15 protein-coding genes, 1 tRNA gene and 1 other annotated feature are annotated in these 16,137 nt (G+C 52.0%); of the genes, 10 read left to right on the top strand and 6 right to left on the bottom strand.

The features are described from left to right. Nucleotides 1-113 precede the first annotated feature (113 nt). From MKZ15_RS16415 to MKZ15_RS16405, 3 genes are all read right to left on the bottom strand, one after another. Nucleotides 114-440: a hypothetical protein gene (locus MKZ15_RS16415; RefSeq protein ID WP_339816944.1), complete on the bottom strand. Its 327-nt coding sequence runs from the start codon at nt 438-440 to the stop codon at nt 114-116. A gap of 69 nt (nt 441-509) precedes the next feature. Next, on the bottom strand, nt 510-1,670 hold the full coding sequence (locus tag MKZ15_RS16410; protein WP_339816942.1) for a Gfo/Idh/MocA family oxidoreductase: 1,161 nt from the start codon (nt 1,668-1,670) through the stop codon (nt 510-512). Nucleotides 1,671-1,805: 135 nt separating this feature from the next. Then, complete coding sequence (locus MKZ15_RS16405) at nt 1,806-2,633, bottom strand: AraC family transcriptional regulator (RefSeq protein ID WP_339816941.1); 828 nt, start codon at nt 2,631-2,633, stop codon at nt 1,806-1,808. Between the two features lie 151 nt (nt 2,634-2,784). Here MKZ15_RS16405 and MKZ15_RS16400 point away from each other — a divergent pair, with 151 nt between their 5' ends. The 4 genes from MKZ15_RS16400 to MKZ15_RS16385 all read left to right on the top strand — a co-directional run bounded on the left by MKZ15_RS16400 (nt 2,785) and on the right by MKZ15_RS16385 (nt 6,877). Continuing rightward, nucleotides 2,785-3,828, top strand: a complete 1,044-nt coding sequence (locus MKZ15_RS16400; protein ID WP_213622654.1) for a hypothetical protein — start codon at nt 2,785-2,787, stop codon at nt 3,826-3,828. A 222-nt stretch (nt 3,829-4,050) separates the two neighbouring features. Continuing rightward, nucleotides 4,051-4,839 (top strand): helix-turn-helix transcriptional regulator, encoded by a 789-nt coding sequence (locus tag MKZ15_RS16395; RefSeq protein ID WP_339816940.1) that lies wholly within the window; start codon nt 4,051-4,053, stop codon nt 4,837-4,839. 173 nt (nt 4,840-5,012) lie between these two features. Continuing rightward, entirely contained in the window at nt 5,013-5,681 is a 669-nt protein-coding gene (locus MKZ15_RS16390; RefSeq protein ID WP_339816938.1) for a TetR/AcrR family transcriptional regulator, read from the top strand. Between the two features lie 29 nt (nt 5,682-5,710). Further along, on the top strand, nt 5,711-6,877 hold the full coding sequence (locus MKZ15_RS16385) for a hypothetical protein (protein ID WP_339822452.1): 1,167 nt from the start codon (nt 5,711-5,713) through the stop codon (nt 6,875-6,877). Nucleotides 6,878-6,895: 18 nt separating this feature from the next. On the opposite strand, the gene MKZ15_RS16380 is transcribed toward MKZ15_RS16385, so the two are convergent. Beyond that, nucleotides 6,896-7,447 (bottom strand): CBO0543 family protein, encoded by a 552-nt coding sequence (locus MKZ15_RS16380; protein ID WP_339816937.1) that lies wholly within the window; start codon nt 7,445-7,447, stop codon nt 6,896-6,898. A gap of 192 nt (nt 7,448-7,639) precedes the next feature. On the opposite strand from MKZ15_RS16380, the gene MKZ15_RS16375 reads away from it, so the two are divergent. The 3 genes from MKZ15_RS16375 (at nt 7,640) to MKZ15_RS16365 (ending at nt 10,615) form a co-directional block, all read left to right on the top strand. Then, on the top strand, nt 7,640-8,563 hold the full coding sequence (locus MKZ15_RS16375) for an aromatic acid exporter family protein (RefSeq protein ID WP_155605636.1): 924 nt from the start codon (nt 7,640-7,642) through the stop codon (nt 8,561-8,563). Nucleotides 8,564-8,661: 98 nt separating this feature from the next. After that, complete coding sequence (locus MKZ15_RS16370) at nt 8,662-9,672, top strand: helix-turn-helix domain-containing protein (RefSeq protein WP_339816935.1); 1,011 nt, start codon at nt 8,662-8,664, stop codon at nt 9,670-9,672. Between the two features lie 151 nt (nt 9,673-9,823). Further along, on the top strand, nt 9,824-10,615 hold the full coding sequence (locus MKZ15_RS16365; RefSeq protein WP_193416407.1) for an SDR family NAD(P)-dependent oxidoreductase: 792 nt from the start codon (nt 9,824-9,826) through the stop codon (nt 10,613-10,615). Between the two features lie 320 nt (nt 10,616-10,935). Here MKZ15_RS16365 and MKZ15_RS16360 read toward each other — a convergent pair whose 3' ends face one another. Beyond that, complete coding sequence (locus MKZ15_RS16360) at nt 10,936-11,457, bottom strand: dihydrofolate reductase (RefSeq protein WP_339816933.1); 522 nt, start codon at nt 11,455-11,457, stop codon at nt 10,936-10,938. Nucleotides 11,458-11,700: 243 nt separating this feature from the next. Here MKZ15_RS16360 and MKZ15_RS16355 point away from each other — a divergent pair, with 243 nt between their 5' ends. Together MKZ15_RS16355 and MKZ15_RS16350 are read left to right on the top strand one after the other, a co-directional pair. Further along, nucleotides 11,701-12,039, top strand: coding sequence for a helix-turn-helix domain-containing protein (locus MKZ15_RS16355; protein WP_193416406.1), 339 nt, complete (start codon nt 11,701-11,703; stop codon nt 12,037-12,039). Nucleotides 12,040-12,359: 320 nt separating this feature from the next. Further along, complete coding sequence (locus tag MKZ15_RS16350) at nt 12,360-12,869, top strand: DinB family protein (protein WP_193416405.1); 510 nt, start codon at nt 12,360-12,362, stop codon at nt 12,867-12,869. A 244-nt stretch (nt 12,870-13,113) separates the two neighbouring features. Here the strand turns inward: MKZ15_RS16350 and MKZ15_RS16345 are convergent. Continuing rightward, nucleotides 13,114-13,187 (bottom strand) — tRNA-Pro (locus MKZ15_RS16345). Nucleotides 13,188-13,355: 168 nt separating this feature from the next. Beyond that, nucleotides 13,356-13,572: a binding site (T-box leader), on the top strand. A 102-nt stretch (nt 13,573-13,674) separates the two neighbouring features. On the opposite strand from MKZ15_RS16345, the gene leuS reads away from it, so the two are divergent. Next, complete coding sequence (leuS, locus tag MKZ15_RS16340; protein ID WP_193416404.1) at nt 13,675-16,116, top strand: leucine--tRNA ligase; 2,442 nt, start codon at nt 13,675-13,677, stop codon at nt 16,114-16,116. Nucleotides 16,117-16,137 lie beyond the last annotated feature (21 nt).

Raw genomic sequence — 16,137 nt, 5'->3', positions numbered from 1 at the left:
GTTATTTACCTGCGTGAGTGAAGTTGCGAAATCTAACGGACCGAGGAGACCTTATTTGGGATAAAACCAGCTAAATGTAAGCGATGAGAGTCTAATAAGGTCTTTGGAGTCCGTTACAGCGGGAAATAGCCGGGAAATGGGCAAATAAGGTCGCTACGGTCCGTTAGGCGCGCCGCACCCCGGGTAGAACTTCCGCGCGATACTCCGGTACCGCACTCCCGCGCCGCACTCCCGCGCCGTACTCCCGCGCCGCACTCCCGCGCCGACTCCCGCGCCGTACTCCCGCACACGCACTCCCGCGCCGCACTCCCGCGCCGTACTCCCGCGCCGCACTCCCGCGCCGACTCCCGCGCCGTACTCCCGCACACGCACTCCCGCGCACGCACTCGCTCCACGCTCTCGCACACGTTCCCGCAACAGGCACCACTCCGCACTCCCACGCCACGACCCGCTCCTGGGTCGGGCCACATTTGCAGGCTGAAGCTCCGGACTCATGGGGTCCAACTGACTCACATCTCCGAAATGTCGACCCAGCGCCGTTCCGCGACCGAGCGCTCCACCGCTTCAAGCACCGCCTGGCATTGTACGCCTTCGCGGAAGCTTGGCACCGGCTGGCGGCTTTTGCGGATCGCCGTGGTCAGCTCGAGCATTTCGTGCGTAAACGTGTGCTCGAATCCAATCGTGTGCCCCGGCGGCCACCACGCTTCGGCATAGGCATGTGCCGGATCGGTCGCAAGCACGCGGCGAAAGCCCTGAACATCGGCGTCGTCCGAGGTGAAATACACCTCAAGCTCATTCATTCGCTCGAAGTCGAATTTCACGCTGCCCAGACTGCCGTTGATTTCAAACGCATTCGTCGAGCGGTGGCCAGCGGCAAACCGTGTCGCCTCAAAGCTGCCCAGCGCCCCGTTCGCGAACCGGGCCAGGAACAGCGTGGCGTCGTCGACCGTGACCGGCCCCTTCGGTGCATTCGCGCTGCTCTTGGCGCTGAGTCCCGTCATGTTCTCGGCCAGCGGCCGCTCCTTGATAAACGTCTCGCTCATGCCGATCACCTCACGGATGTCTCCGACCAAATAGTGGGCCAGGTCGATCAGATGCGCGCCTAAATCGCCGTGCGAGCCCGAACCCGCAACGTCCTTTTGTAGCCGCCAAACGAGCGGAAAGGACGGATCGAGGATCCAATCCTGAAGGAACCAGGCCCGGAAATGATAGATTTTACCCAACCGGCCGCTTTGCACCAGCTCCTTGACCAACTTGACCGCCGGGGAGAAGCGATAGTTGAATCCGACCATATGGGCGACGCCGGCTGCTTCGGCAGCAGCCAGCATCTCGCGAGAATCCTTTAATGTAAGCGCTAACGGTTTTTCGCAAAAAATATGCTTACCCGCCCGGGCCGCCGCCAGCGCGATTTCCTTATGAGCGTCACTGGGAGCATTGATGTCGATCAGGTCGATATCGTCCCTGGCAACAAGTTCACGCCAATCCGTGGCGATTTCGCGCCACCCCAAGCGATTTGCGGCCTCCTGCACCGCTTCCTCGTTACGGCCGCACAGTACGGCCATTTCCGGTTTTAAGGCACCGGGGAAAAACATCGGCAACGCCCGATAGGCGTTGCTGTGGGCTTTGCCCATAAACTTGTAACCGATCATTCCGACACGCAGCGGGTTCATCGAATTCCTCCGTTTCGCGGGTATGGTAATTGCTGTTATTTCAAGAATCATTATAAATAGATTCCTCAGATTTCTCTCGCCAGTTTATGTGGAATCCTGGACAAAATATGCGTTTTCCGGCATTTTGTGAGAACTTTAGCTTTCCGGGTGGCGCAGGCTGGAAGGGATGTTGCCTCGCAGTTCCTTAAAGACCCGATTGAAGGTGCGAATACTGCTGAAGCCGCATTCCAGGGCGATTTCCATGATGCTGAGGTCGCTGGTCAACAGCTGGTGCTCGGCGCTTAACACTCGAACCGTGTTGAGGTAGGTTTTGAAGTTCATGCCGATAGCGGCTTTGAAGGACCGGCTGAAATGAGAGGGTTCCATCGAAAAACGCTCCGCCATCACCGCAACGTTTAATTCTTCGCGATAATGATCCTCGATATAAGACAAAATTTGCTGCATCCGTGCGCGACGGGATTCGTACTTCTCCTTGGTAGAACGATCCATTGGATGGGTATCTACGTATCTTTGCAAGCTTCCGTATAACCTCGCAATCCCGGCTTTCAGTAGTAGCGGGTAACCGGGTTGTCTTTCGTTTTTCTCTCGGATGAGCTCTTCCAGTATCTTTTGTACCCTTTCCAGCCCTGGGGTATTCGCCGGAATATAAGGAGAAGTGAACCGAAAGTCGAGTGGCCAGCTCTTAGTCATGGTGATCCATTCTGGCTTACAGATGAGAATCATGATTTCCGATTCCAATCCCCGACTGTCAAAGTAGTGGATGTCGTTGCTGCCGCAGACCACCATGTCACCTTGCCGGAGCATGCGGCTCTCTTCGTTCACACCGATCCGAATCGCTCCGGATATGACATAAATAAACTCGATCTCGGCATGAAAATGGGGATAAAACGTGATGTTGGTGCTTTGATAGATGTCCATCGGAAGCTCCGGATCCAGTTTCCAATTTTGATAGAACGATTTCACGTAGCTCACTCCGCGTCGTTGAGATAGGTTTCCTCCTAAATGTACTGCATTTCGGCCAGAGATTCCTCTATTTTATTTCGAGAATAGAAAGCAGAGCTTGGACATAGGATGAAAGTACAAAAGAGTAAAAAATGGTAATTGTGGAGGATATATGAACGATCGATGGGTGAAAATATTTCAAATTGCCGTGACCTATATCGGTACCGTCGTGGGTGCGGGGTTTGCATCGGGACAATCGATCATGCAGTTTTTCACCCTGTACGGCCCGGTTGGAACGGCGGGGATCGTTGTCACAACCTTTCTGTTTATGTGGCTAGGGACGAAAATGATGATTTACGCCCATCGGATTCAAGCCTTTTCGTACCAGGAATTTAATGATCATTTGTTTGGCCGCTTCTTCGGCAAGGTAGCCAACTTTTTGACTTTGCTGATTTTGCTTGGGGTTACCGCCGTAATGTTGTCCGGCACCGGTTCCATCTTCGCGGAGCAGCTCCATCTTCCTTATCAACTGGGGATCGTGATCAGCATCGGTTTAAGTTACCTGGTCATGACGAAGGAAATGAACGGCATCGTGATCGTCAATGCGCTTGTCGTTCCCATGATCCTTCTGTTCACGAGCTTGATTGCCTTCCGAGCGATTCAGCCGGAGAGCCTGCTGGGGATCAACGACTGGCAACTGCAGCAGTTGGGGGACTTCCGCTGGGCGCTAAGCCCGTTTACTTACGCCGCATTGAATTTTGCCTTCATCCAGGCGGTAATGGTTCCGTTAGGCAGTGAGGTCCGGGATGAGAGCACTTTGAAATGGGGAGGGATATGGGGGGGCATCGGTTTGGGGGCGATGCTGATGATTTACCATTTTGCCCTGAATTCACGAATGCCCGAGATGCTCAGCTATGACATTCCGATGGCGGAAATCGTCCGTGATCTGGGGGCGTTCCTGCATGTCCTCTTTCTTCTGGTGATCTACGGGGAGATCTTTACGACGTTGATCGGAAACGTGTTTGGGGTCACAAGGCAGCTGCAAAGCCTCTACAAGGTGCCCAAAAACGCAACCCTGCTCACCGTGTTGCTTGCTTGCTTTCTGATCAGTCAGGCAGGCTTCTCCTACTTATTAACGTACTTGTATCCGTTGTTTGGTTATATCGGCATGCTGCTGCTCCTCCTGCTGGCGTTCCGCCGGTTGCCGAAGCGTTAACTTCGTGCTTGCTGCCTCGCTGTTCCCAAGTCGGATCCTCCACCACTCATTTCCTTGCTGAAAATATCACGGAGCCGCTTCGCAGGCTGGTTTATACTGGGGATAGCGGTCATTTCCCGAGCAATAACCCTTTAATGCGGCAATCGCAACCGGTGGTTGACAGATTGCCAGCTTCGCTTGATAGTTCGGGGATGCTGGAGCGGATATGATGGAGGCGAGGTGATGAACATGGATTTTGCAGAGAAGCTGCAGAACTATCGGAAGCAAAAAGGGATGTCCCAGGAAAATTTGGCCGAAGCGATCGGAGTATCGCGGCAAGCCGTTTCGAAGTGGGAGTCGGGTCAATCGTACCCGGAAACGGATAAATTGATTGCCTTATGCGAGTTGTTTCAGGTGAGCATGGATCATTTGGTCCGGGGTGTACAATCGGAACAACAGGAGCTGCCCTTGGGGTCAAATGTTCAAACTACTCGCTATCGAGTTCATTATGAATACAAAAGTAAAACGACCTGGTATGGTGTGCCGCTCATTCACATTAATGTAGGACGCGGCATGTATGTAGCGAAGGGTGTCATTGCGATCGGTAATATTGCCATCGGTACTGTTTCGCTAGGTCTTCTCGCGCTTGGCGGTCTATGCCTTGGTGTGGTGTCGGCGGGACTGATCAGTCTTGGCGCGCTAGCGTTGGCCATACTCCTGGCAGCTGGTGGGTTTGCAGCCGGTTTTGTCGCTGCCGGCGGGGTCGCGATCGGCGTACTGGCCTTAGGCGGCTTGTCTATCGGTGTTTATGCTTTTGGCGGTCTGGCCATCGCCTCCCGGATTGCCATCGGGGGGTATGCCAGCGGGCATATAGCCATCGGAGATGCTGTCAGTGGAGCGTATACGCTGGCCATCCAAAACGATGACTTTGCCAGCATTCACACCGATCAGGTGAGGTCATTGATCGCCCAGGAATATCCGAAGATGTGGAAACCGCTGTTGGAATGGATCGTTGCCATGTTCCGTGGATAACTCCTAGCAAGGATCACGGCCCCCATCTCTTGATGGGGGCTGTTTGCATGGATGCCCAGGCCCCCTCGGGTACCGATGAACTAGGGTTGACAGGAAATGAAAGGAAACTATAATTAAAAGTAAACTTATAGTATACTTTGTTGCACTATAGTGCAATTTGTGGAGGGATTCCATTGGGGAGCCAGGAGCGCAAAGAGAAAGCCCGCGAGTTGCGCAGGCAGGAAATGATCGAGGCGGCGGAAAAGGTGTTTTTTGCAAAAGGGTACGATCTAGCAACGATGGATGATGTCGCGAGAGCGGCAGAATTCAGCAAAAGGACGCTATATATCTACTTTAGCAGTAAGGAACAGCTCTATTTCGAAATCATGACCCGAGGGTATAAACAACTGCTCCAAATGTTGAGAGACGACACGGAGAAAAAAGACCGTACCGATGCCATTGGAGAACTCAAGCAGATGGCCTTGACATTACAACGGTTCAGCCTCACGCATCCCGACTATTTTCGCGCGATCATGGAATACGAGAACGGAGAGCTTGATTTTAAGAATGACGTTCCGGACCCGTCCCGGGAAGCGTGTTACGAGCTCGGCGAACAGGTCATGGGCCGTTTGATCGGAATTTTGAACAAAGGAATGGCGGAAGGCTCCGTGCGATCCGATATCCATCCGGAGAAAACCGCGCTCGTTCTATGGGCCTGCACCGTTGGCGTATTTAATACTGCGGGTAAGAAAGGAAACTATATTCGTAACTACTATAATACGACGTCGGAGGATTTGGTGGCGGAGGCTTATCATCTGCTGATTCGTTCGATTCGCTCCGGTCAAGGTGAGAGTGACCGATGAGGCTGAGAATAGGGAGAGGTCGAGTGAAGATGGTCGTAGCGGGCATCGGCATTTTCATCGTTGTGGCGTTTATTGCGCTGCTTCTGATCAGCGGGATTGGGGCATCACCGAAATATCTTGAACCTTGGCAACCCGAATACGCGCAACAGGCAGACGATCCGCGGATTTCCTTGGTTGCGCGCGGTCTGCTCGCGGCAAGCGGGCATAACATGCAGCCATGGAAAGTTCGGCTTGACCCTGCGGATTCGAACGTATTGGATTTGTATGCCGATTCAACACGCCTAACCCCCGAGGTGGATCCATTATCTCGGCAGATGATGGTGACCCAGGGGACGTTTCTGGAGTACGTGCGCATTGCCGGACAGCAGGAGGGGTATGATGTGGAGATTCGGCTGTTCCCGGAAGGAGAATACGACGAGCGGCATTTGACGGCCAGCATGGAGAAGAAACCGGTGGCGCGCATAACTTTGACGCAAGCCGAACCGCGAACCGAGCCGCTATATCCGTTTCTGTATTCGCCGGATACGAACCGGGGAGCCTACGAACCGGGCAAGCTTTCCTCCGAAGCCAAGGCAACGCTTGAAGGAATCGGTGACGGTTACGGGGTGCAGGTTACGGTGTACCAGGATGAGGATAACGTTCAGAAGCTTGGCGAGTACGCGATTCGAGCCGCTAAGATCGAGGCGAGCGTAAGACGGGTGATGAAGGAAACGGAGCTGATTTTTCGAGCCAACGAACGCGAGAAAAATGAATACCGTTACGGATTTTCCGTCGAGGGACAAGGAACTCAGGGCCTCATGCGACATTTGATGCAAGGGATGGTTACGTTATTTCCGTCCCTCAACGTAGGCCAAGCTGCAGCCGATACCTTCGTCAAGTCAACTCAAACTTCGGTAGATCATACCTCGGTTTACGCTATGATCGTCGCATCCGAGAATACCCGATCCGCCCAAGTTCTAAGCGGTATGGCATACAGTCGATTGATCCTGGAAGCCCATCGCTTGGGCCTGGCCGTCCAGCCGTTAAGCCAAGCCTTGGAAGAGTACCCGGAAATGAAGGCTGAGTACGACGGCATCCATCGCGATTATGCCCCCGGCGGCGGCTCGATTCAGATGCTCGTCCGGGTGGGCCGTCCCACCCGGGAAGCCCCGTTAAGTATGCGGCGCGATGTCATGAATCTGATGATGGATAAATAGGCATTCATGCTTTTTTTGTTAAGGACCGGAAGGTTCCTGTTGCCCGTTTCGGGAAACGAATAATCGCGCATGCAAACGGGAATATCCGTATACGGCCCCTAATGCCAGGATATAGGACAAGTAGGTCCAGCCGATATTCCATCCGTTTCCGTATTGGATCTTGTCCAGGCAGACGTAAACGAATTCGGCACCGGTCAATAAGGCGGCAAAAGCCGCAATCATCAGGGCGGCATTGAACCGGAACCGGGTAGTAAATATGAAGTGGAGCATCCAGCCCGCCACGATCGGATAGATCCCAAGGTTAAACGGAATGGTGGTTACGGACTCCATGTGATCCGGATGTAACTGCCACCACTTGGTATAAACGCCGAAGTCGTTGAACAGCAGCGACATGAACCCGCCCGAAGGAAAGGCAAGCAGCATCGCTTTTTTGTCCCGATAGATCAGAAAAGCGCCGGCAATCCAGGGAACCAGGAATCCGGCGATGATATTGATCAGCAATTTAATCACCTCAGTAGCAGTTTGTCCAGATTTTGGTTTCTCCAACTGGTTCGGCAGATTTTCCTTCAACCCCTTATTTTGGAGCCGAGATCATGACGCTCCTGTAAGTTCTTTGAAATTATTTGAATATTTCATGAAAGATAACCGAAATTCCCCGAAAACGATCGCCCTTTGTTACATATTTGGTTGAGGCCGGATGAACCCATCTTATATAATACGGTTCTGAGTTCAGGTTCTGAATTTAATGAGGGGTTGATTCGTTTGAAATGGACGATCGGTTTGCGCAATCTCAAGACGGGCCTAGCCATCTGTTTGTGCGTGATCATTGCCGCGTTAATGCGCCTGGAGTATCCTTTTTACGCCGCGATCGCAACGATAATCTCAATGGAAAATTCGGTCACCAACTCGTTTACGGCCGGGAAACACCGGACGATGGGTACATTCGTTGGGGCAATCGTTGGTGCGGGTTTCGCCATGATCGAACCAGGAAACGCGGTATATTGCGCAATTGGGGTCATCGTCGTGATTTATATTTGCAATCTGTTAAAATGGAATAAATCGATATCCATCGGTTGTATCGTATTTTTAGCCATCATGCTCAATCTCCAGCCAGGAGAAAGTCCCATATTCTATGGCATTAACCGGATCACGGACACGCTGATCGGGATTGCCGTTGCCGTCATTGTCAATTTGGTGGTCTTTCCGCCTAAACATGAAGCTGATCTGGAAAAAGCGCGTAAAGCCGTCGCCAAACGGATGGCCGATTTGTTCGGGCAGATTGCAACCTGCCGGGAAACCGTCGATCTAAAGAGCTTTCGTGCAGAGCTGGACTGCTTAGTGAAATATTATCAGCTGTGCAAAGAAGAGTTCCATTTGACGCGAGACCTGAGTGAATCGATGGATCAAATCGCCGAGGAGATTGAATCTTATCGGCATATCTATGAGCATCTAGTCATCCTTCAGCAATTGATTAACGAGCATCGACTGCTGCTGGCTGACAGCGATAACGAACGGGTTGAAGAGCCGACGGCGGGTTACCATAGTGAAGAGCTGCGTCGTAACATCGAAATCGTTTATGCTTATCATTCGGATTGGATCTACGCCGAATTGCAGAAGCTGGGATTGCCGCTTCCGATTCAGGAGCGGGGACGTCTCCAAGCGAAGGTGGAGCTTAAAATATCGTAACGAATAGAAGCAGCCTCCCCGGAGGCTGCTTTCTTGTTATATACTACTGAACATAACCTTGAACGATAGGGAAGCAGATAGAAGGGGAGCGATAACCGATGAATACCGACCGCATCACCATCCCGCCAGGTTTATGGGCGAGTTTTCAGTTATTGGGAATCGACCCTCATGTGGTGGCCAGCCGAGCGCAACTGACGTTATCCCGGATGACGGCCCCGGTCTTCGTCACCACGGCACAATATGTTCGGATATGGCAGACTTATGCCGACCTCATGGGCGATTCAGCCAAAGGGATAGTTAAGCTTGCGGCCACATTTGATTCGGATCACTATCCGCCAACTGTTTTAGCGACATACCATGCCCGTACTTATCGTGAGGCGTTGTATGGAATGGCGCGGTACAAACCCATGTGTCCTCCGGAAAACTTGTTGATCAACGAAGAGGAGGGGGCGTACATTACATTAGAGCTAAGCGGTGGGCCAAGTGAGCCAACCAGCCCTTCCGTCCTGATCGGAACGACGCTGGCCTTTCTCCTTGAGCTTGGACGTCGGGGAACCGGACAGCCTATCAACGCCCGTTCCGTGGAATTTTCCGGATCGGTGGACAACGTAAGTATATTGGAAGATTATTTCGGTTGCCGGGTCACCGTCGGTTCCACCCGAAACCGGCTGACGCTGAATCGGAGGGATTTAGACCGGCCGTTTGTTTCGCATAACCAAGAATTGCTGGAGATTCTGACCCCTATATTGGATCAGTCATTAGATGAGAAACGCTCGCGTTCGATTTCTGAGGCAGTTCGTCGGACGCTCAAGCGAGATTTGGGCGAAGGACGCTTGGACATTCATGTTGTGGCAAGGAAGTTGGGCATGAGCGATCGCACCTTGCAACGTCGATTGGCAGACGAAGGCACAACATTCAAACAGATGCTGAATCATGCTAGGCACGAACAAGCCCGAGAATACTTGGCGAATCCCGAGCTGAATATCAAAGAGGTCGCTTTTTTGGTCGGATTTGAGGACCAGAATTCGTTTTACCGGGCTTTCCGCCTCTGGGAAGGGGATACGCCTTCGAATTGGCGTTCCGCCCAATTGGGGGGCAGATCGTCATGACAAGTGGCGCCGAATCCAAGAATTTTGTCGCGGTACGCTAGTTACCGAACAAGCCTAACCCTGTAACATAAGCTGTATCCAGACGCCGGATTGCTGCATTCCGAGCATCCAACCGGCTTGTCGCGAATACAGCTAAAGGAGACATACATCTATGGATATGGGATTAGGGAACAAAACGGCATTAGTCACCGGATCAACCAAAGGGATAGGGAGAGCCATCGCTTTCGAACTTGCGCGGGAGGGCGTTCAGGTGCTGGTCAATGGCCGGGATCCGGAAGAAGTCGAACGCACCGTGCAGGAGTTGAAGCTGGAGTTCCCGGCAACTTCGCCGCAGAACGCGCAAGCCGATTTGGTGGACCCGCAGCAACGGGACGCCTTGTTTGAGCGGTATCCTGAGGTTGATCTATTGATTAACAATATGGGGATCTATGAAATCATGGCCTATGAAGACGTGAACGAGGAGGTATGGGATACTTACTTTCGAACCAACGTCCTTGCCGCGAACGCGTTGACGAAATTCTACTTGCCCAAGATGTTGAAAAATAACTTTGGCCGAATCCTGTTCATGGCCAGCGAGGAAGCGGTGATGCCATCGGGGCAAATGCCTCAGTATGCGATGACCAAATCCATGTTATTATCGCTTTCCAAAAGCCTCTCCAAACGGACGGCAGGAACGGAGGTCACCTCGAATACCATCCTGCCGGGACCGACGCTATCCGAAAAGGTACAGCAGATCATCGAACAGATATATCCGGAAGACCTGGCTTTTGCAGACAAGGAGAAAAAATTCATGGCCGCAAACCTGGCGCATTCCGAGTTGCAGCGGTTTATCCGACCGTTTGAAATCGGGCGGTTAGCCGTGTTCTTATGCAGCCCTTATGCCTCGGCATTCAGAGGCTCTCCGGTTCGCATGGACGGAGGTATGATACCCACGATCTATTAAGGGCCAGCTCGACCCGAAAAGCAAAACAAACTCGCGGCCTCATCGCCGCGAGTTTGTTTGTGTGCAAGCAGCCAGTATATTATTTCTTTGTTTGTTTCTTCATCACTTGATCCAGGCTGGCTTGAACTTGCGTCTGAATGGAAATCAGCGCTTTATCCAATGTCTTTTTGTTATTCAAAACCTGTTTTATCTCGCTGGTTACGATAATCGAATACTTTTGATTGTCAAAGGGAATCCCCTTCGGTTCAAGACGCGGCGGAGAGTCTAAGTTGGGTTTCAGTTTATAGAAGGCATCCAAACGATGTTCTTGATATTCTTGGCTATCCTCCTAAAGTTCGATTAATCGCATAGCGCAGTTGAACGACGCCGCTGCCGAGAGGCCTGCAGTCTAATAGTTGCACTTGCTTAAATCGATAGTTGTCTTTGTCGATTAAGAGATTTAACCCTCTGCCTTCCAATATGGGTGCTACATTGAAAATCACTTCGTCTACAAGTCCTTGCCCCAGGAATGAATTGTGGACATCAGCTCCGCCGCTAATAAGAGCGGTCTGATGGCCCCTTTCCTGCAGGTAATCCAAGGCTTCCTCTGGCGATCTCACAACCTTTACGCCCGGTATTTCCGTGGCGCTCTTAGAAACAACAACGATATCGATATCGGCAAAAGGCCCTGGTCCACCGCTGCCACGCATTCCTTCGAAGGTCCGACGCCCGACAATGAAATTTCCTGCAGCTTTGGCGTGTGTAAAGAAGTCGTCCAACGCTTCTTTTCTCGGCGGATTTTCGGGGCCGGATTGTGCATAATTTCCATTGGCGGTTAAGGTTCCCCATAGAATGGTTTTCATTGTCTTACTCCTCCTCATATTCGTTTCGATCATGTTCGGATAGCGGCTGACACCCACGGTAAGGTAGCCACCGGTCGGTGAACGGGTCTCTGCAGGGTCTAATCAAGTTGATCCTCCTTCCTAACGAAATGCCCAACATGTTTTCCCGCCCTTGCTTCACATCTTAATTGATCTGTGTTACATTTGAAAAGTAGTTACATTTAAGTGCAATAGTTTCAAAAAATGAACTATGGAGTGGTAAACGTGATGGATCGATCATGCCCTGGTACTGTTGAGCCTATCTTAGAAATCTTGGATGGCAAGTGGATGCTTCTTCTCTTATTCGAACTGTTCAACGGGAATCGACGTTTTGGCGAGTTACGTCGTAAACTGCAACCGATTAGTCCGAAAACTTTGACAGATCGCTTGCGACTGTTAGAGGAAAAAGGAATCGTCACGCGTACTCTTTACCCAGGCATACCGCTACATGTCGAATATGACCTTACCGAGAGCGGGAAGGCGCTGCAACCGATTTTTGAGGCGATGTGGACGTGGACTCAGGAGCATGGCTCATATCTGCGGAATAAGACGATTGAGAAATGAGGCGCTCCATGTTTTTGGCGCTGCACATTTGATGATTATTCAACCTGTCGAAACGACAGGTTTTTTGTATAGATAAACAAAGAAGCCCATTATCTATAAAATTTGCGGATAAAAAGCATCCAAATGAGGGTGATGGGCTCAATTAAATTTTCCTAAGCACTACACTACATTAGACTGACGGCGGGTGTTATACGAACGGGCAGTTTAGCGTGGCAGCCGACCAACAAAGTAGTTGCATAATCTCAATTTTTGGAAGGAAAGTTCTATTCTTTCGCGAATTCAATAGACATGTCTATATCTTCATAGAAAGGTGATTATGCATGAACCAAAGACCATCAGAAGAAGAATACGCCGGTGACGCCGGCGCGTATATCCGGTTGGTGCCGGAAGGCAACATCATTGACATTCTGCTCGCTCAGGAAAAGCAAATGACTGAGCTACTGTCATCGTTGACCGAAAGCCAGAGCGTCTATCGGTATGCGGAGGGGAAATGGATGCTGAAAGAAGTCGTGGGCCACATCGCAGACAGTGAACGCGTCATGACCTACCGCCTGCTCCAATTTGCAAGAGGGGATCAGACGCCGCTGCCCGGTTTCGATCAGGAATTGTTCATTCCTCCTTTCGGAAGCTGGACAACGGCGCAATTGGCCGAAGACTACCGGGCCGTACGGCAATCGACGATCACACTGCTGCGAGGGTTACCGACGGAGGCATGGTCCCGCAAGGGCACAGCCAACAACGTAAGCATTACGGCGCGTGCGCTCGCTTACGGCATTGCAGGACACGAGCTTCATCACATGGGGGTTATCCGAAATCGTTACTTGAGTTAGTCGTCCGGAGGATTGGGACGGAAGCTACGTGGACAACGCGGCTTCCGTCCTTACTTTAGGGCACTCTTCCCGCCTCTTTCATAGACTGATATGAAGAGAGGGCAAGACGTGTTGAAAAAACAGCAGCGATTGGTTCACCGATGAAGTTCTTAATAAAGATAATTTTAACAACAAAAAAACAACTCCCTTCTGGATTAAATATCCAATAGGTGTTGTCTATTGATTCAAAACCGTAAAATAAGAATCGAGACGACAGGATTTGAACCTGCGACCTCTTGCTCCCGAAGCAAGCGCTCTACCAAGCTGAGCCACGTCTCGTCAGTTGTAGTACTTATTTTTATGGGGGAAACATTAATAAATTATACTCTCTTGAGCGAAACTGTAAAGAGGGTTACGGGTGAAAAAATTGCGAACGAAGGGCAATCGTTCCGACATTGACGATCCGTGGCATTATTTTATATAATGATTGATAATCCAATTCTATATTGTGGAACTTTGAAGAGGAATAGTAATTTGAATTCCGCCATCCAGAGAGCCGGCGTTTGGTGCAAGCCGGTTGGGGAATGCAGACGAACTCGCCTTGGAGTTATGATGCGCAAATCATCATCGTTTTGCCCGCGTTAAGGGTCCAAAGGGAGCTAGGACAAAGCATGTCCGATGCTAACTAGGGTGGTACCACGGGAAACTTCCTCTCGTCCCTAGCGATTATACGCTACGGGTCGGGAGGTTTTTTTGTTAAAGGTAGTTCAAAAAGTCAACTTTTGGCCCACATCTTAATTTGGTATTTCAAGGAGGATTTTGAATTATGGCGGACCACAACGTGCCCCATGACGTTTACCGAGCCCAGGCCATCGAACCGAAATGGCAGGCTTACTGGGATCAGCATCACACTTTCAAAACGCGGGAAGAGTCGGGCAAACCGAAGTTTTATGCGCTTGACATGTTCCCTTATCCATCGGGGGCCGGTCTTCACGTCGGCCATCCGGAAGGTTACACGGCCACGGATATCGTCTCCCGCTTCAAACGGATGCGCGGTTACAACGTACTCCATCCGATGGGCTGGGATGCCTTCGGACTGCCGGCGGAGCAACATGCGCTTGATACAGGCGAGCATCCGCGGGACATTACGGTTAAGAATATCAACAATTTCCGGCGCCAAATCAAGTCGCTGGGTTTCTCCTACGATTGGGACCGCGAGATCAGCACGACCGATCCGGATTATTACAAATGGACGCAATGGATTTTTATCCAGCTGTATAAGAAAGGGTTGGCCTATGTAGCCGAAGTTCCGGTGAACTGGTGCCCGGCACTGGGAACGGTCTTGGCGAACGAAGAGGTCATTGACGGCAAGAGCGAGCGCGGCGGTCATCCGGTTATTCGCAAACCGATGCGCCAATGGGTGCTGAAGATTACCGAATTCGCCGAGCGGCTGCTTGAAGACCTTGAGGAGCTGGACTGGTCGGAAAGCATCAAGGATATGCAGCGCAACTGGATCGGGAAATCCGAAGGGGCTGAGGTCGTATTCGAGATTGAAGGCCGGAATGACTCTCTGACGGTCTTCACGACGCGCCCGGACACGCTGTTTGGAGCCACCTATGCGGTGTTAGCGCCGGAGCATGAATTGGTCCAAACCATCACGACGGATGCCCAGCGCGAAGCGGTGCAGGCTTACCAAGACCAAGCAGCGCGCAAGAGCGACTTGGAGCGCACCGATTTGGCGAAGGAGAAAACTGGGGTATTCACCGGCGCTTATGCGATCAATCCGGCGAACGGCGCGAAGCTGCCGATCTGGATTGCCGACTACGTGCTCGCAGGTTACGGTACGGGTGCCATCATGGCAGTACCGGGGCATGACGAGCGCGATTACGAATTCGCCAAGCAATTTGATCTGCCGATCATTGAGGTGGTCGCGGGCGGCGATCTGGCGAAGGAAGCTTATACGGGAGAAGGAGAACATGTGAACTCCGGCTTCCTGAACGGGCTGGGGAAAGAGGAAGGGATCAAGAAAATGATTACCTGGCTCGAAGAGAACGGCAAAGGCCGCGGCAAAGTGACTTACCGATTGCGCGACTGGTTGTTCAGCCGCCAGCGGTATTGGGGGGAGCCGATCCCGATCCTGCATCTGGAGGACGGCACGATGAAGCCGGTACCGGAGGATCAGCTCCCGCTTGTCCTGCCGGATGTCGACGCCATCAAACCGTCGGGTACTGGAGAGTCGCCGCTCGCGAACGTCACCGACTGGGTTAACACGGTTGATCCGGAAACCGGTAAACCGGCTCGCCGCGAGACCAACACGATGCCGCAATGGGCCGGCAGCTGCTGGTATTACCTGCGCTATATCGATCCGCATAATGACAACGAGCTGTGCTCGAAAGAGAAGCAGGAGGAATGGCTTCCGGTCGACCTGTATATCGGTGGGGCCGAGCATGCGGTGCTTCACCTGCTCTACGCTCGGTTCTGGCACAAAGTCCTGTACGATCTAGGCGTCGTCTCGACCAAGGAACCGTTCCATAAGCTGGTGAACCAAGGGATGATTCTCGGCACCAATAACGAGAAAATGAGTAAATCCCGCGGCAACGTCATCAATCCGGACGAGATTGTGGGCGAATACGGAGCGGACACGCTGCGCGTCTATGAAATGTTCATGGGGCCGCTGGAAGCGACCAAGCCTTGGAACGCTAGCGGCGTGGATGGCATTCACCGCTTCTTGTCCCGTGTTTGGCGTCTGTTCGTCGCCGAGGACGGCAGCCTGAATTCGAAAATTACGACGGACGGGGGCAGCGACGAATTTAAACGTACCTGGCACAAGACGATCAAGAAAGTGACGGAGGATTTTGAGAACCTGCGTTTCAACACGGCGATCAGTCAGTTGATGATCTTCGTCAACGAGGCCTACAAAACAGATGCCGTGCCGAAAGCGGCGGCGGAAAACTTCGTACAGCTGCTGTCCCCGCTGGCTCCGCATTTGGCGGAAGAACTCTGGGAACGGCTGGGCCATACCGGTACGATTACGTATGAATCATGGCCAGCGTACGACGAGGCTTGGACCGTTGAAGCCGAGGTGGAAATCGTGGTGCAGGTGAATGGTAAAATCGTCGAACGCACGAAAATTTCCAAGGACTTGGATCAGGCAGCGATGCAGGAACATAGCTTAAGCCTGCCGAGCGTGCAGCAGGCCGTGGCTGGGAAGACGATTCGCAAAGTCGTTGCCGTACCGGGCAAACTGGTTAATATCGTCGTAGGATAGATCGCTATAGCTCCATTCACC

Source organism: Paenibacillus sp. FSL R7-0216 (assembly GCF_037969915.1).
In the GTDB taxonomy this organism is placed as follows: Bacteria; Bacillota; Bacilli; order Paenibacillales; family Paenibacillaceae; genus Fontibacillus; species Fontibacillus rhizolycopersici.
Note: the sequence above shows the minus strand (reverse complement) of the source record. Positions and strands in the feature narration are given on the sequence as shown.

Coding starts and splice junctions, on each gene's coding strand:
- MKZ15_RS16410 (WP_339816942.1), bottom strand. CDS start 1,670: ATGAACCCGCTGCGTGTCGGAATGATCGGTTACAAGTTTATGGGCAAA.
- MKZ15_RS16400 (WP_213622654.1), top strand. CDS start 2,785: ATGAACGATCGATGGGTGAAAATATTTCAAATTGCCGTGACCTATATC.
- MKZ15_RS16395 (WP_339816940.1), top strand. CDS start 4,051: ATGAACATGGATTTTGCAGAGAAGCTGCAGAACTATCGGAAGCAAAAA.
- MKZ15_RS16385 (WP_339822452.1), top strand. CDS start 5,711: ATGGTCGTAGCGGGCATCGGCATTTTCATCGTTGTGGCGTTTATTGCG.
- MKZ15_RS16370 (WP_339816935.1), top strand. CDS start 8,662: ATGAATACCGACCGCATCACCATCCCGCCAGGTTTATGGGCGAGTTTT.
- MKZ15_RS16365 (WP_193416407.1), top strand. CDS start 9,824: ATGGATATGGGATTAGGGAACAAAACGGCATTAGTCACCGGATCAACC.
- MKZ15_RS16360 (WP_339816933.1), bottom strand. CDS start 11,457: ATGAAAACCATTCTATGGGGAACCTTAACCGCCAATGGAAATTATGCA.
- MKZ15_RS16350 (WP_193416405.1), top strand. CDS start 12,360: ATGAACCAAAGACCATCAGAAGAAGAATACGCCGGTGACGCCGGCGCG.
- leuS (WP_193416404.1), top strand. CDS start 13,675: ATGGCGGACCACAACGTGCCCCATGACGTTTACCGAGCCCAGGCCATC.